This is a genomic window from Paenibacillus sp. FSL R7-0210, from assembly GCF_038009085.1.
Taxonomy (GTDB): domain Bacteria; phylum Bacillota; class Bacilli; order Paenibacillales; family Paenibacillaceae; genus Paenibacillus_AQ; species Paenibacillus_AQ silagei.
In genome coordinates this window covers 6,625,843-6,641,983 of sequence record NZ_JBBPAR010000001.1, presented here as the reverse complement: position 1 = coordinate 6,641,983, position 16,141 = coordinate 6,625,843, and the positions used below count along the sequence as shown (strand labels likewise).

General features: G+C 53.9%; 15 protein-coding genes. 3 read left to right on the top strand and 12 right to left on the bottom strand.

Annotated elements, in window-relative coordinates:
• Positions 1-69 precede the first annotated feature (69 nt).
• On the top strand, positions 70-1,497 hold the full coding sequence (gene pdxR, locus MKY64_RS28210; protein ID WP_340957089.1) for a MocR-like pyridoxine biosynthesis transcription factor PdxR: 1,428 nt from the start codon (positions 70-72) through the stop codon (positions 1,495-1,497).
• Here the strand turns inward: pdxR and MKY64_RS28205 are convergent.
• The 11 genes from MKY64_RS28205 to MKY64_RS28155 form a co-directional block, all read right to left on the bottom strand.
• Positions 1,492-2,889, bottom strand: a complete 1,398-nt coding sequence (locus MKY64_RS28205) for an MFS transporter (RefSeq protein WP_340957087.1) — start codon at positions 2,887-2,889, stop codon at positions 1,492-1,494. The two genes, pdxR and MKY64_RS28205, sit on opposite strands and share 6 nt — an antisense overlap.
• 76 nt (positions 2,890-2,965) lie before the next feature.
• A complete protein-coding gene (locus MKY64_RS28200; RefSeq protein WP_339315016.1) occupies positions 2,966-3,556 on the bottom strand; it encodes a TetR/AcrR family transcriptional regulator in 591 nt (196 codons plus the stop codon).
• A gap of 139 nt (positions 3,557-3,695) precedes the next feature.
• Positions 3,696-3,965 carry a hypothetical protein gene (locus MKY64_RS28195; RefSeq protein ID WP_036722938.1) on the bottom strand — a complete coding sequence of 90 codons (270 nt, stop codon included), beginning with the start codon at positions 3,963-3,965 and terminating at the stop codon, positions 3,696-3,698.
• Between the two features lie 441 nt (positions 3,966-4,406).
• A complete protein-coding gene (locus tag MKY64_RS28190; RefSeq protein ID WP_339312143.1) occupies positions 4,407-4,808 on the bottom strand; it encodes a collagen-like protein in 402 nt (133 codons plus the stop codon).
• A gap of 126 nt (positions 4,809-4,934) precedes the next feature.
• Positions 4,935-5,486 carry a GNAT family N-acetyltransferase gene (locus MKY64_RS28185; RefSeq protein WP_340957083.1) on the bottom strand — a complete coding sequence of 184 codons (552 nt, stop codon included), beginning with the start codon at positions 5,484-5,486 and terminating at the stop codon, positions 4,935-4,937.
• Positions 5,487-5,513: 27 nt separating this feature from the next.
• Positions 5,514-6,491 (bottom strand): phosphotransferase, encoded by a 978-nt coding sequence (locus tag MKY64_RS28180; RefSeq protein ID WP_340957081.1) that lies wholly within the window; start codon positions 6,489-6,491, stop codon positions 5,514-5,516.
• Positions 6,484-7,380, bottom strand: coding sequence for an NAD-dependent epimerase/dehydratase family protein (locus MKY64_RS28175; RefSeq protein ID WP_340957079.1), 897 nt, complete (start codon positions 7,378-7,380; stop codon positions 6,484-6,486). The genes MKY64_RS28180 and MKY64_RS28175 overlap by 8 nt, the downstream gene beginning before the upstream one ends.
• 12 nt (positions 7,381-7,392) lie before the next feature.
• The gene (locus tag MKY64_RS28170; protein WP_340957076.1) at positions 7,393-8,937 is read right to left on the bottom strand and encodes a class I adenylate-forming enzyme family protein; all 1,545 of its coding nucleotides are present in this window, start codon (positions 8,935-8,937) and stop codon (positions 7,393-7,395) included.
• 54 nt (positions 8,938-8,991) lie between these two features.
• A complete protein-coding gene (locus tag MKY64_RS28165; protein WP_339312150.1) occupies positions 8,992-10,323 on the bottom strand; it encodes an SMI1/KNR4 family protein in 1,332 nt (443 codons plus the stop codon).
• Between the two features lie 162 nt (positions 10,324-10,485).
• Positions 10,486-12,246 (bottom strand): dihydroxyacetone kinase subunit DhaK, encoded by a 1,761-nt coding sequence (gene dhaK, locus MKY64_RS28160; protein ID WP_340957073.1) that lies wholly within the window; start codon positions 12,244-12,246, stop codon positions 10,486-10,488.
• Entirely contained in the window at positions 12,243-13,385 is a 1,143-nt protein-coding gene (locus MKY64_RS28155; RefSeq protein WP_340957071.1) for a glycerol dehydrogenase, read from the bottom strand. The genes dhaK and MKY64_RS28155 overlap by 4 nt, the downstream gene beginning before the upstream one ends.
• 171 nt (positions 13,386-13,556) lie before the next feature.
• Here MKY64_RS28155 and MKY64_RS28150 point away from each other — a divergent pair, with 171 nt between their 5' ends.
• Positions 13,557-14,555, top strand: coding sequence for a PocR ligand-binding domain-containing protein (locus MKY64_RS28150; protein WP_340957069.1), 999 nt, complete (start codon positions 13,557-13,559; stop codon positions 14,553-14,555).
• 97 nt (positions 14,556-14,652) lie between these two features.
• A complete protein-coding gene (locus MKY64_RS28145; protein WP_340957066.1) occupies positions 14,653-14,928 on the top strand; it encodes a hypothetical protein in 276 nt (91 codons plus the stop codon).
• 24 nt (positions 14,929-14,952) lie between these two features.
• On the opposite strand, the gene MKY64_RS28140 is transcribed toward MKY64_RS28145, so the two are convergent.
• Positions 14,953-16,119, bottom strand: a complete 1,167-nt coding sequence (locus tag MKY64_RS28140; RefSeq protein WP_340957063.1) for a DUF7832 domain-containing protein — start codon at positions 16,117-16,119, stop codon at positions 14,953-14,955.
• Positions 16,120-16,141: the final 22 nt, after the last annotated feature.

Below are 16,141 nucleotides of genomic sequence, written 5' to 3'. Positions count from 1 at the left end.
AACATAGTTTCGACCAATCCATAATTTAGGCACTGCACCGAAACAACAAACGGGAGGGGACTTCTCACAATGTTCGTCAACCGCAACGACCCAAGTCCGATCTGGCAGCAACTGCTGAATCAGGCCATTCACAATATTACACAAGGCATCTGGACCCCGGGTGAGCTGCTGCTCCCTTCCCGTGAACTCGCCGAGCAGCTTGGAGTCTCCCGCTCCACGGTGCAGCTCGTCTATGAGGAACTGCTGAGCAGAGGGTATACCATAACCTCCCGGCGGGGCGGAACACGGGTAAGCCAATGGAACCCTGTCACCCAGACAACCCGGGAGACCATACCGGAAGGCCCCGTTCCTCCCTCGCTTCCCCTGCTGAACTCAGCGGTAGATCAGCTGCAAGACTGGTTCGGAGGCCATCAGCCTCAGGAGGTGAAGATCGATTTCACCCCCCACGAGCCTTATGTGGATAGGGCCTTCCAGAACCACTGGCGGCAATCTCTGCTTCACGCCTCTGCCGCAATGGACGTATCCGATTGGTCCTACGGCAATCCCTATGGTCTCCTGCCGCTCAGGGAACAGATTCAGCGTTACTTGCTGCTTGAGCGGGGCATACGGATTGAGCTCAATCAGATTCTGTTGACCTCAGGAGCGCAGCACAGCCTTGACCTGATTGCCCAATCCCTGCTCACGGAAGGAGATACCGTCTCTGTGGAAGATCCCGGCTTCCCTGCGGCCTGGATGGCGATGAATTACCGGCGGATGCACGTAGCCCCTGTCCCGGTAGACGGACATGGCCTTGTGGTTGACCAGCTTCACCCGGAATCGCGTCTGGTCTTCGTAACTCCATCGCATCAGTGCGCCATAGGCTCCGTGATGTCAGAGCCGCGCAGGCAGCAGTTGCTGCATCAGGCCGTGCAGGAGCAGCTATGGATTATAGAAGACGGCTATGACAGTGAATTCCGCTACCGTGGCGACCCGCTGCCCACGCTCTATAGCCAGGCGCCGAATAATACCCTGTATATGATGAGCTTCTCTAAAATGATCGCCCCGGCCATCCGTATCTCGGCGATTGTCGGCCCGGCGCGGGCCATTGCCCAGCTGGCCCGCGTACAGGAGCTGACCTACCGCCACCTTCCGGTGATGGACCAGCTCACCTTGACCCATTTTATTCAAAAAGGGCACTTCATGCGCCATATGCGCAGAGTCCGCAATGTGTACCGCCGCAGACATGAGACCATCACCAAGGCGATTACCGCAAGCGGTCTAGCCGAGCGGTTCACCCTGAGCGGAGCAGAGACGGGACTGCATGTCTTCCTTGAGGCAGAATCAGACTACGATGAGGAAGCCGTGACCCGGTTAGCCCTGGAGCAGGGAATCCGGGTATATCCGCTTGCACACTACTGTCTGGAGAGCCGCAGGAAGGGTTGGGTGCTGGGGTTCGCCAAGGTGGATGAGACCTTGATTGAGCAGGGGATTCACCGGCTGGCCGGGCTGTTATTATAAGCCCCTGCTTATGGTCCCGGATGATCTGCTCTCCTTGCGCCCAAACTGCACATAATAAACCATGCTCACCGCAATAACCAGAACAGCAAGCACCGCGAAAATATTACTAAACACAAAGGAAGCCTCATTTCCAGGTATAGGATTGAACGCCGCTGCCGGGGCACCGGAGTCGAGCACCTTGCCCAGGACCGCCGTCGATGTAGCGGCTGAGATGAAGGTGAGCATGGAGAACAGCCCCATCCCCACTCCTGTCTGCTCTGGGGTCAACGTCCGCGAAACCGTATTTGACATAGCAATCTGCATGAACGACTGGCCCAGCACACAGAACACCAGCGAGATCGAGACCAGGACCGCTGATCCTCCAGCTACGGAAGACAAGCACAGGAAGCCTATCCCCAGAAGCGAGGCCGCCGTATACACGAGCCGAGGATTCCCGTGCTCATCTGCCAGCTTGCCGCCCTTACGGCCCAGAACCGTGGTAACGATAGCTGCCGGCAGCATGATGATCCCGACATAGGCGGGAGACAGACCGTTTACAAGTGTCAGCAGCTGCGGGATGAGATATGGAGAGCTGAAGCTGATTCCTGTAATGCAGAAGGTAATCATCAGGATGATCGAATACTGCCTGTTGCGGAAAATATCGGGATGGATAAACGGAGCCGCAGCGGAGCGGATACGCAGAATAAACAGGAGGAGCATCAGAACCGCTGCCAGCGCAAACGGGAAGCTCCCGCTCGTTAATGCCAATAAGGTTGCCGTTACCGCCCCAGCCAGCAATATGCCGCCAAGCCAGTCCATCGGACCCGCCTTTCCTGATTCATCATCCTGCAGATATTTGCGGTAGACCGGCAGTGTCAGCAGCGACAGCAACGGAATGAGGAACAGAATCCGCCAGCTCCAGGCGCTGATGACCATACCGGCAATAATCGGCCCCAGCGCGGTACCCAAGGCTATCCCAATGGCAGACGTACCCAGCGCACGGCCTCTTTTCTCGGGAGAAAAGTAACGGATCGGGATGATCATAGCCATAGCAGGGATCACGGAAGCCCCGGCTGCCTGAATTACACGACCCGCAATAATCATCCAGTATTCGGTGGCGGCAACGCCAGCCATAGACCCCAGGACAAAGAGCAGTAATCCATAGGTCAACAGGTTCTTCAGCCGGTACTTCTCCGTCAATTTGCCGAAGGTAACGGCACCAACAGCATATACAATCATATAACTGGTAATGACCCAGCTTACCTGAGATGGAGATAATTCAAATTGCTTACTGATCGTCGGCAGCACAATATTGAACATATTCGCATTCATTGATGAAATCACCAGGATAAAAACGAGCGCGCGCATTAACACATTCCCTTTGATATCAGGGGCTACAACATGGTTCTTCATAGGTGGTGCTCCTCTCTCCATATATCTATTCGATAAGGTAAGTCAGTACTTACTGTCATTTCATTCAAAAAAACAACTAGGGTGTTAAAGCCCTAGTAAAGGTCTGGACACTTGCCGTGATGAATTCCTCCAGCGACACCGAAGTGAAATTCCCCTCATCGTCCAGATTGTTCAGGAATGCGCCATAATTCATCACCATAAATTGCACAGCCTGCACTCTGGGATTCCCGGGAATCAGCTTCCCCCGCTCGGTCATGGCCTTGAAATAATCCGTCAGATTCCGCATCAACTGCTCCGGGGCGGTTCTGCTATACTCCTTAAGACCGGGGAGTTGATCCCCTTCCTTGATAAATATCATGTTCATCTTCCGGTTGCGGTTCATAATCTCATGATACGTCCGGCTGACCAGCAGCAGATCGGTATGAAGATCCCATACAATGCTCTCCTTGAACAGCCTGGCCATATCTTCGGTATAATGAAACCGGTCGAAGGCCCGCTCCAGCAGGTTCAGCTTGGTTCCGAACTGGCGGAACAGCGTCTTCTCGCTTAAGCCTGCCGCCGCCGCAATCTCCTGGGTGGTCACACTCTTGTAGCCCTTCTCTGCGAACAGATCAATGGCAGCGGTCAGGAGTTTATCACTGGTACTTAGCGATTTGCTCTCCATCATCATATTCCTCATTTCAAAAAGTTGACTGTCAGTACTAACTGACATATTAGACTAAGAATACACCCTGCTCCCGAATTTAGCAAGGTGTATCGTACTGCCCGCTACCCGCTTAAGCCGTTTCCAGCTCAATACGCTTGTCCTATTCTAACAGCGAGGTAACGCCCAATGCAGCAAATAGGAGCAAGCCCAGCCCCAGCAGAATGCCTCCCATCAGCGAATACCGTACCTCCCGCTGAAACGATGCGGTGCCTGGGCCTCCAGGTGCCGGCGGGCCGGGCTGGGCTACCGCGCCTTCCAGACGGGTACGCCTGCCCGTGCGCCGCCGTTGATAGCCAATAATGAGTAATACAATCCCCAGCAGACTCAAGAAGCTGCCAGGGTAGACGAATGCCATCCACAGGTTGTCCATAGTACACCTCCCTGTCCGTGATCTTGATCTATACTTAACCAAGTCACGGTACGCCAAACAGGGAGATGCCGCCAGGCTAGAAGCCCATCAAAGTTCAGCTTTTGAAAATTACTTTAACTAATCGCTTGCTGAGGGTTTACCGCGCCGCGATTAAGGTAAAGGGAGAGGCTTAATTGCAATCTGTACAACTAAATCGCCGGATATGTCGCCAAATCTCTGTTTAGCTGTATTTCGTGCAATTAAAATGCCTCTATACCTGGATTTTCGCCCATTCGGGCAAATGTAGTTGTACAAACTACAGTTAGAAGAGGAAAGCCTTCCATTTCACTGTTTTTAGTTGCACCGAATACATTTATCTCTCATGGTTCGCTACGAACTGAATGCATCCTTTACTCCATGGGGTTCTTTACTTGCTAAAGGTGGCTTCCTTCCAGAATTCAACTAGAAGCAGGTGAACGAGCTAACCCGGTTCAAATCAACGCCGTAGTATCCCCAGAAGAAGCCATTCCATCTGAAGCCTGCGACCGAACTTCTGCCCACGAATACCGGGTAGAACCAGAACTGCTCACCATTATTCAGCCAGATATAAGTGTTGCGGAACAGGCATCCTCTGATGCCCCCGGGGTCAACCGCATAAGCCGTGACCGCTGGTGCTTGCGGTACGAATTGCGGCGGTGGCGCCGTCGGTGCGGCTACTCCTCCCGGCGCACCCCCGGGCGTCCCTGGAAATCCTCCGGGCCCTCCGCCTGGAATCCCCGGCCCTCCCGGCAAGCCTGGTCCACCCGGAAATCCCGGTATCCCCGGAAATCCTCCGCCGCCTCCCGGCACTGGTATAAATCCCATATCTATCGCTCCTCTTTCGTTTCATTAGGCATAATCATCATATGCATTCGCGGAGAAGATGCCTGGGCGGATGCCCAGGTGCAATGGGCTTTTAACAGCATCCCGCCTAGCGGAGGGCAATCGGTGTTACAGCTCCTTTTTCACCCGGCCATAATAATCCGGCAGCTCAAAATCCTTGACCGCAATATATCCGTGCCCAGATAGTGCAGCCCGGCGCTCAACCGCAGAGTGGATGGCTTTAGTCATGATCCATTCCACACCGAACTCGTGGTAGAAATGATCGTGCGCCAGCTCCAGGACAGCACTCACGACCTCTTTTTTCTCATAAGCACTCATCACATCTATGCGCAGTACGCCATGCACCCCATAGCCGGGAGCCTCCCCGCGATTAAACATCTCCACACTTCCGATGATCTCGTTAGTAGAATTCCAGATGATCGTCATGCGGACAAACTGCTCTGTGTCATAGCTGTACTTCCAGAAATCAAGCGCCTGCTTCATCCGCTCCGCTGTTGGATAGTAGAACGTATCGCCGTTGCAATTATCCGCGTTGAACAAGGGCACCGCCTTCTGATCTGAGTAACAGTTAAGCAGACCTGCAACATCCTCCTCTTGCACCGGCCGCAGCGTGATCTGTTCATTTTTAAATACCGGACAATGCTTAAAGATGGTGTACATCCCCGTCTTCCTCCTCCTCATGGATCATCAGACTATATCGTAAGAGCGGAACTCATCAATGAACTCCTCGAGCCAGTCTTCCGTATAATCCAGCGCCCCGCTATCACTGATGAACTCGACATCAAGTCCCATCACCCACAACCGGCGGGCAATCATAAACAGATCAATTACTGATTCATCTTGTTCGGAGAAGTCTCTGACCGAGCGGTAGCCCGACATTAACGCCTGCCACAGCGGTTCCTTCTTCTCCTGAGGCAGGCGTTTTCTATGCCGGACCTGGGCCAAGTCGTAGGCGCGCCACCCTTGTGCCGCCCATTCAAAATCATAATGCGTGAACGTATCTCCTTCCTGGAAGGCATTGTTATTCCCGTGCAAATCTCCGTGGCAGATGCCCCAGTCCAGGCCCGGACTAGCAGTATTGATCCGTTCCGTTAATGCACCGGCGAACTCGCGCAGGTACGCAGCAGAGCGGTGTCCCTCACCGAGATAATCCACAATACGGTCCAGCGGCTGGGAGATCAGAGCGCGGGTATCCAGATCCGGTCTAGGCAAATCTAAGGAGACCCTGTCCATGGCAGCATGCAATTCAGCAGCGGATTTTCCGAAGGAAGCACATGATTCCTCATCATGCAGCACGTTCTCAGTGCCTGTCAGATAGCTGTAAATCACGGCAACTCTCGGGCCCTCCGGCGCATCGATGACCGTATATAAGCTGCTGTTCTTTTGAGGGAGGGGAACGGAAACCTTTGTATTTACTGCGCTTAATTGGTGTTCCAGCTGAGTCAGGAGGGACAATTCATAGACAACATCACTTTCAGCTATCGATTGGCGGTAGATCCGAAGAATATAAGTGCCTCTGCCGGTACGGATTCTGTAAGTATCGTTCAAGCCGCGTAACCAGAACAAGCAATCTCGCCAATCTCCAATGTCGTACAGAGGACTAAGGCAATATTCCAAATACTTTGGATCTAGAACGGAACGCATGGCCGTCGGTTTTTTATACATTTAGCTCTCCCCTAGCTTGCTGCTCCAGCCGGACAACGGTCTCCTCGAACGTTTTGACCGGACTGTAGCCGAGCTCGTTTTTTATTTTGTCGCAACTATACGCCGTTCTTATGGGGTCTCCGCCCGGTATAATGAACTTCTTGCTCAGGGCAAGCCCGATACGCATCGTAAAATCTTTTTCCGGATAATTTCCGTCAATTGCGTTATAGCACTGGTTCACAGCCGCAGGCTGCGTCGCTGCCAGTACACACATCTCAGCCAGGTTGTCCGCATGCACCCAAGGCGTTAAGTCCTCCGGATGAATCCAGTCCACTTCCCCGGAATCAGCAAGCTTAGTGATCAGTCGGTCGCCCCAGTGCGAGTTGGATTCGGAGCAGATCACTCCAGGACGCAGGATCACACTTGTCAAACCGTTAGCCCTTGCAGCTTGTACAATCCGTTCCGATTCACATTTGGTTGAAATGTATACCTCCCCGTGGCCGAAGGCAAGGCTGCTAGCCTCATCCAGCTCCACCTCTCCATCAAAATGACCATAGACCGATACTGTAGAAATATGCACGAAGCGTTCCACTCCCGCAGATACAGCACCGTCAACCAGACTCTGAACCCCCTGAACATTGGACGCCTCGGCAATCGCCCGGTCCTCCCCCAGATACGCCGCAGCGTGAATAATAATATCCACATTCCGAAGCGCTTCCACAATAAAAGCTCTATCTGTCAAGTCTCCGATGACGGGTGTAACGCCGAGCTCTTCACATAGCGCAATCTGGTCCGCATTTCGGATAAGTCCCTTGACCTCGGCTCCCTCGCTAATACACCTTCTGGAAATTTTATCTCCTGCCGTGCCCGTAACGCCTGTGACGAGAACGACTTTATCTCGAAGTCTCATTGAGATCCCCCTCTAGTACATAGTTTCTTTTATCGCCTTCTTATCTATTTTGCCTACAGATGTTCTGGCAAGTGACTCAGTAATCACTAAGCGGGTGGGTAACTTATACTCCGCTATGTATTGACTGCAGAATTGTTGCAAGTTCTCTAGCGCAAGTGTCTGCCCCTGCTTAAGTACAACTACCGCAGTGACTTCTTCACCTTCATCCGGCAAGGGCGTTCCTATAACAGCAGCCTCAAGAATAGAAGGATGTACGCTTATTGCCTGCTCCACTTCAGCACAGTAGACATTAGAAGCCCCTACTATAATCATGTCTTTCTTCCGGTCCGCAATGTATAAATAACCGTCTTCGTCCAGTCTGCCGAGATCCCCTGTATGGAGCCATCCATTTCGGATGGTTTTGTCCGTCTCTTCCGGATTATTCCAGTAACCAAGCATGATCTGTTCACTTCGGCATATGATTTCGCCAATCTCGCCTTGCTCTACTTCTTGCCCTGAGTCATTGACTATACGCACCTCAAAAGGCTTCTGGCCCCAGCGCTCCATATGGGATGGATTCCCGACCGACTGCAGCCGATGCAGCTTCCCCTCTGCAAGGCACTCTTGTACAAATAAAAAGCTGATAAATTGACCGCTCTCTGTCTGTGAATACACCTCGGATATCTGCGCGTTAGGGAATACTTCCAGAGCTTGCTGCAAGGTCTTCTCACTGATCGGAGCACCTCCGCAGGATATGCCTGCCACAGTTCCAACTTCTCTGGAACGGGCGCCTGCCAAAGCAGTGATATCCCTAAATAGGAGTCCGACTGTTCCCAGAAATCTGATTTGCTCACGCTCAATAATATCTATAACCTCGTTAGCCTGCAGCGGATAGGAGTCCGGATAAATGAGACAGCCTCCTTCAAAAAGAGTTGTCCAAAGGATAAATTGTCCGGTAAGATGGGCTTGATTGGGAACAAGCGATTTTTTGGCCGGATTATGCCCTCCGCCTCTTGCAGGGCTCATGAAAGCCCACTTTCTGATCGCCCGATGAGAGTGCATCACACCCTTAGAGCGTCCCGTCGTACCTCCGGTATATATAATAAGAGCGACATCATCCGGCTGTGCTGTGTACCATGCTGTTAATGGAGAGGAAGTCGCGATTAAATCTTCTAAGGACAGGCCGCCGTTGACAGGCTTGAACGTGATGGCAAAAGCTATATTGGACGCCGAAAGAGAAGAGGCAATTCTCGGATGCTCCGCATCATACACGATAGCTGTTGGGGCAGCATCATCAAGGATCTGATTCATCTCTCTAGAGGCCAGACCTGGAAAGATTGTAACTGGAATGGCACCTATAGCAATTACGGCACATTCTGCAATCACAAGATATGGACAAGGATCACCTGCAAGCGCCACCCGTTCACCGGGTCCTATTCCCAAGTCCTTCAGACCTCCCGCCACACAGCTCACCTGATGCAGTAATTGTTGATAGGTCAGATACTCATTTCTGTACTTTGTAGCATAGTGATCGGGCTGTAACCGGGCCACATGAGGCAATATTTCTGAAAGAAGCATACGTATACCCTCCAAGAGTGTTTATCCTGCTATTTGCTGATCCGCCCCATCCGCTCAGCCCAAATAATCATCCGGCAGGTGCAGCTCCCGCAAGCAAGCGGTGAATTTCTCCCTGAAATTAGGATTTCCTTTGTATTCGGGCCATATCGCCTTATAGTAAGGCAGAAGCTTCTCATGTGGAATAACGTCCCAATGTGAAATGGAGCTGCGCAGTACCTCTGTACCTCCGGTACGGAACATCTGCTCAATGATCTGCCAGCTCTCCTGCTTATTCCCGCAGTCTCTCACGGCATAGATCGCAGCCGTCTGCATAACCAGGCTGGTATGGCACAGGAAGGGTGCGAAATCGCGGAGGTTCACAGCATCGCAGTCTTTTAGAATATAACCGGCATAACGCAGAGTTTCCGCATCATTAATCCCTTCAAGCCTCTCAAGCCTCTGCCGGATCAGCGGAATGAATTCGGTCCGGTCCTCATTCTTGCCGTAAGTATGCAGAATTGTTAAGGCGCGGAGCGCTCCCTCAGCGTCATCCGACTGTAGCAGCTTCTGCAGATAGGGCCTGCCCGCCGCAAAGGACGTTTTGCAGAGCAGCGAGATGGCTGTTTTGGAATCCCGGGGGCTATGCTCCGTCACATGCTTCAGGAATTCCAGGGTCGACGGGGCGATTCGCTTGAACTTGAACATGGCCTCCAGCGCCTTGGCCTGCAGCTTCCCGTCAGGAGTGTTCCGATACAGCTGAATAAGCGTATTCTCGTCACCCGGCAGCCGGCTGCCAAACCATGCGTTGTCATAATCCAGAATAATCTCATCCAGCCAGCGCTCGTACCAGTCCAGGAAGTTATCTTCATAGACGAAGAAGAACGGGCGGTCAGGGAAAAATTCCGAGGTATACACAATCCTCCCCCGGTGCTCCCCTTCCAGCACGAGATACATCTCATATTCGCAGCCCTGGGTGCCGATACACAGCATTCCGCCAAGCGCCTTGTTTCTCGCTTCCTCGTACTCTTCATCCGAGATGTCCCGCTCCCCCGTCAGAGGCTCCGTCAATAGATTCCATTCCTCTGCGGTCATTCCGGGATGAAGCGCCGCCCGGCCCTGGAGTGCCGGAAGCTCGGTATAGGAGGTGGCCTGTGCAAGCGGATAGATCCCGTAATACGGTCCGGCCCCGCCGTTCCCGATCTCTGTCAAGAACCGGGCGAACGGTTCAGGAAGCCTGATCCCATATTGTGCCTCCCAGTCCGCCAGCTCGCCTGCTGTAAGCTTCTCTTTCAGCTTATATCGATGCGATGAAGCCCCAAATTCCGCGAACTCCGCATCCTTGCGCAGGGCCTGCTCCAGCTTCGTCCTGATCCGCTCAAGCTGATCAGCCTGCTTCTCTAATTCCATGATGATCCCTCCTGCATATTCAAAGAATGTCACATAATGGCCTGGCCGATTGTCTTCCATCATATCACACCAAGCATATATCCCAGGCTCCTCGTTTACTTCCACAACAAATAAGCCCGCCGTCACGATGAAGTGACAGGCGGGCTTATACCCAGGCAACACTTATTGGACAGCGTTAGACAGCTCTGTGAAAATAACCCCCAGGGCAAATGCGCCCGCATCCGGGTGGCCGATGCTGCGCTCACCTACTGTCCCGGCCCGGCCCATCCGCGCAACGATGGATTTCGTACGCTCCGCCCCCGTGACAGCGGCTTCAGCCCCCCTGGCGAAGGCCTCCTTCAAGGACAGCTGCTGCTGCGAGCTGCTCTTCCAGGCTTCGGCACAAGGAATCAGCGCATCGATCAGCGTCTTATCACCCACGACTGCTCCCCGTCCGAAGGAGCGTTCACCGGTAGCCTGGATGCCCTGAGCCGCCGCGTCCAGCATCCCGGCCATCTCCAGCGTATTCAGCGAGGTCCGGCCTGTAGCATATTTGCCTGCTGAGCGGAAGGCCGAGCCCCAGATTGGACCAGAAGCTCCGCCGCAATGCTCCATAATGATCAGGGAGCAGGCCTGAAGGAAGCTTCCGATATCCGTAGCGTGATCCTGCACAAGCTCCTTCCATTCCCGCTTCAATTGCTTGAAGCCCTTGGCGACACTCATCCCGAAGTCTCCATCACCCGCATGAGCATCCAGCTCACAGAAGGGAGCCTCATTCGCGATAATAATCTCGCTCATCTTATCCACCAGATAGATGATGTTCGTAAGCCGCAGCCGTTCGTCACGGAGGACAGCGAAGCCCGGATCGGTCTCGGCCGTCAGGCTCACCTCAGCCTGAGCCTCCTGCTGTGGAAGTGGGCTGACGTATTGCACCGGCGCAAGCTCACCCGTTAACCGGAGCGCCGGAGTATCGCAAGGCTCAGCAAGCCATCTGCGCAGTTCATCATCCAGCTTCATCAGGCTGATGGAAGCGCCGGCCATATCTATGCTGGTCATATAGTTGCCTACAAGAGATTGGCGGATGATGATACCCCGTTCTCCCAGACTACGGATCACAGAGTGATTGAGCAGGTACAGCTCCTGCAGAGGCGTTGCGCCGAAGCCGTTGACGAGCACCACTACCTCTCCGCCGTCCGGCTGATCCAGGTTCAGACTGGCCAGCAGGGCAGAGATCATACGTTCCGCCAGCTCATCGGCGGTCAGCAGCTTTTCTCTGCGGATGCCCGGTTCACCATGAATGCCGACCCCATACTCCATCTCATCCTCCTGAAGCTGGAAGGTAGGTGTACCCTTGGCAGGAACGGTACAGGAGGTAAAAGCAAAACCAAGACTGCGCACATGCTCTGCCGCATGCTGCGCGGCCTGCTTCACCTCGGCCAGCGGCAGTCCGGCCTCAGCAGCCGCCCCTGCAACCTTATGCACCAGAATCGTGCCAGCAACCCCTCGGCGTCCCACCGTATACAGGCTGTCTTCTACTGCAATATCATCATCAACCTTGACATAGTCCACAGCGAGGCCGTCCTCAGCCGCCAGATAAGCCGCATTCTGGAAGTTCATCATATCGCCGCTGTAATTCTTGATGATCAGCAGAGCGCCCTTATGGCCGGTATGGTTGCGGATCGCCTGGTAGACCTGAATCTGTGACGGGGAGGCGAAGACATCCCCGCAGACTGCGGCATCCAGCATTCCCGGTCCGACCAGCCCGGCATGCGCCGGCTCATGGCCGCTGCCCCCGCCGCTGATCAGCGTTACCTTGTCAGGATTCGGCGCAGACCTGGAGACAATTTTGTATTTGCTGTCGAATGTCAGCTGCGGATGAGCCATCACCAGTCCACTGCACATCTCACGGACGAGATTGGCCGGATCGTTGATTATCTTTTTCATACGCGCTGCTCCTTACTCTTCTTGAAGGCTTCGCCCAGCTTGTCAGCGACAGCAATGGCAGCGGCAACCGCTTCAGCGGTAACCGGGAACGGCATGGAATGAATCGACTCTTCCGGGATACACGCCTTGCGGGCCACTTCCAGCAGCTCCTCATGGGAGATAGAAGCGACACCAATATCGGCCAGGCATACGGGAAGGCCCACAGCGTGGCAGAAGGACAACACCTGATCGATCTCTGCCTGCTGCGCGTTCTCCAGAACGAGCTGTGCAATTGTGCTGAAGGCCACCTTCTCGCCATGGTAATAATGATGGGTGCCTTCAAGCGCCGTCAGGCCGTTATGGATGGCATGTGCGGCAGCCAGACCGCTGCTCTCGAAGCCAAGTCCCGACAGCAGGATGTTCGTTTCGATAATATTCTCCAGCGCCGGTGTCACCACGTTCTGATCGCAAGCCAGCTTGGCTAAGACGCCATCCTCGAGCAGTGTATCGTAGCATAAGCGGGCAAGGGCCAGCGCGGCTTTGGTGCCTTTGGCCTCCGTAATCACGCCTGCATGCACTCCGCAAGGAAGCCCCGCATTGACATTGGAATAGGATGCCGCAGTAGCTCTGGCCTCGAAGTAGGTGGAGAGGGCATCGCCCATCCCGGATACCAGGAAGCGGGTAGGAGCCTGCGCAATAACAGTCGTATCAATCAGCACCACCGAAGGACTGGCTTTGAAGTAAGCATAATCCTCGAAAGCGCCTTCAGAAGTGTAAATCACAGCGGAATGGCTGGTGGGTGCATCGGTGGCCGCAATGGTAGGAACGATAATCAGCGCATCGCCTTCTGCCACACATTTGGCCGTGTCGATCGCTTTGCCTCCGCCAAGACCGATTGTACAAGCACACTTGTGCTCACGGGCCAGCTCCTGTAGTCTGGAAATCTCCTGCCTGGAGCATTCGCCCTGGAAATCCCCCTTCACGAGGGTAATGCCGAATTGACTGCTGGTGGCATCGAGCTTGGCCTGCACACGCTTCACATCATCCGGGTGCGCAATCAGCAGAGCCGATGTGCCGAAAGTACTGACGAAGTATCCCAATTGAAGCAGCTCATCCTCACCTTGTGTGTATTTAGCCGGGCTGATAAAGGTTCTTCTCATTCTTTCATTCCTCCTCGAGTCGTATGTCCCCATTATAGACAAGTGGATAGCGGGGCGCATGGGACAAAGCAAACGAATTAATATGCTGCAAAATAGTATTATTATGTTGTCAGCATCTGAATTATAATTATCTTGTTCTCATTGTCACTGTAGATGGAAGGGGTGAGCCGAATGCAATCCAAATTCGATTTGAAATATATCATTGATATGGATGAATGGGGCAAGCTTCAGGAATCGTTGTCCCTGGTGACACGCATGGCCATCATTATGGTCGATTATAAAGGCGTGCCGGTTACGGCACATAGCCGCTGTCAGGCCTTCTGCCAGACCGTGCGCAGCGACAAGGAATTCTCAGCCTATTGTCAAAAATGTGACGCGCGCGGAGGTCTGGAGGCTGTGCGGCTGAGCCGGCCCTATATCTACCGCTGCCACTTCGATATTCTCGACATTGCTATCCCTATCATTGTCGATAATCAGTACATCGGTGCGCTGATGGCCGGACAGATCCGGCTGGCGGAGGGAAGCGGTCCGAATCTGGAGCAGATTGTGTCCCGTCCGCACCAGGACGCCATGACGGAGGATCGGGCCCGCAAGTACGAGCTGCTGCCCGTCATGACGTATGAGGAGGTCGTAGCCACCGCCGATATGCTCTATCATTTGTGCAACTATGTGGTCAAGGAATCGATCCTGAAGCATGAGCTGCTGGAGAGGAACCGGCAGCATGAGGCTTTGAACCTGCAGGAGTCCAAGCTCCAGCTTGAACTGCCGCCTCTGCCTGTAGAGCCGCCTTCGGCTCCCAAGACTCCGGTCTTTTCGGGAAGCGCATACAAGACGGAATGCATAAGTCCTACGCTACAGCCTGCTTTGGACTATATGCTAAGCCACCGGGAGGAGAATTTCTCGCTGAAATCGCTGGCGCAGCTATGCCATATCAGCCCTAGCTACTTCAGCCGCTTGTTCACCAGGGAGATGGGCGAGCATTTCTCCCTATATGTTGCGCGCATGAAGATCGGGTGGGCGAAGGAGCTGCTGGCAACAACGGATTGGTCAGTCAACGAGATCAGCAATCACTTGAATTTTTGCGATGCCGGTTATTTCATTAAGATCTTCAAGAAATACGAGTCGGCAACTCCCCTGTCCTACCGTGCTGCACTTAAGGACAGACATTGAGGGGAAGATGAATGGGATAGCTGGCTTGAATTCATTCTCAGCCTCCGCCCGATCCGGTATAATAGATACAACACTATTCGAGCAGGGGGTTAGCCGCATGAAGCTGAACGAACAAGGTGTGCTCATCGTTGAAGAGGATGATATACACGACCTGTACTTTTTTCTGGCCCATGACGGGTTGACATTCAAGGATTCTTTCGAGATTGGGATGGAAAAGCATAAGATTGAGCTGTACCCCGGCAGCGTATCTGCTATTGTTCACCCGCAGGCCATGCCCGAGGACTATGGCTACCCGGAAGAAGACCTTCCCCGTATAGTGGAGGCGATTTATTCGGCCATCCGGGAGTATGATCCGGGCTTCGGGGTGTGGTAACATCCCTGCGGCCTGTCTATAGCATCAAGGGATAACCAGGCCGTTCTTGAACGCCAGTTTGACATCATTCTCACGGACATAAGCGGAATAGTCCCAGGATTCTCCCTCCTGCAGCCGCTTGTAGGTCTGATGAATATTCCGGCGCCAAGGCGACGGCCGGCTGTTGAAATAAATCGTAAAGAAGCGCTGCGCCTGCTCTTGTGTGCCGAAGCACAGCAGATAGGCCAGCGGACTGGATTCAGCATCGCAGATGCCGGGGAATCCTGCGCCGCAGGCGGCAAGCTGCTCCAGTGCGCGGGGACGGTCTGCGAACAGCTCGAACAGCGGCAGGACACGTTCCCCAATCAGCTGACCTATCTCCTGCCGGGAGGAATCCAGTTGTGAGGGGGCGACCTGCCAGACGATAGCGCTTGACGATTTCTGCGGCCTGCGCAGCGAGCCGAACAGAACGGTATCGTCCCCTCTGCCGGTTTGTCCGGCAAGCCATTTTTTGACGGACTTGCTGGCAATCCGCAGGTTCACGGTCATCCGTACATCGGTGCGGGTGTTGTAAGACTGCGGTTGGAAAGAGAGCTCGAATACGGTATCTTTGTCAGCCGCTGTTTTTTTCCATACCGTACCCGCCTTATTGGATTTGAAGCCCTCTGCCTGGATGAACTGCTGCCCGGTCTGCTGGCAGGCCTGAAGGAATTGAGCTTTGGGATCAAGCTTACGGTTAGAAGGGCCTTCAGACCAGACCTCCCACTGGGCAAAACGGTCATCCAGCATGGGCTTCAGGCGGTCGTAATTCTCCCAGCTGTTCTCTACATAATAGATGCTTGGATATTCACGGCCTTGTTCAGCCGCCAGGCGGTTGAACACCTCACAGTAATCACTGAGATAGCTTCCATACTGTGTGGCGAACGCCGATTGACCGTCATAATAATCGGCGGCGAAGGCATTGCCGCGCTCGTCCAGATCCTCATCCCAGAACTTCCCGTCACAGTACTCCAGCAGGTATTCCAGCCCTGTAAGCTCACGGCGTTTCAGCCGCTTCAGCGCCTCCGCCGACTCCTCAAGGTGTATTCCCCCCGCCATACCGCGGCCCAAGGCCCAGGCCAGGAACATGCCGATATGAATCCCGCCATTCTCTTCCGGCAGATCTGCAGGATAATCTCCCCCGGAATGCCAATCGATCCGGTCATATGCCATACGGGTCTCCTTTCGGCCAGCA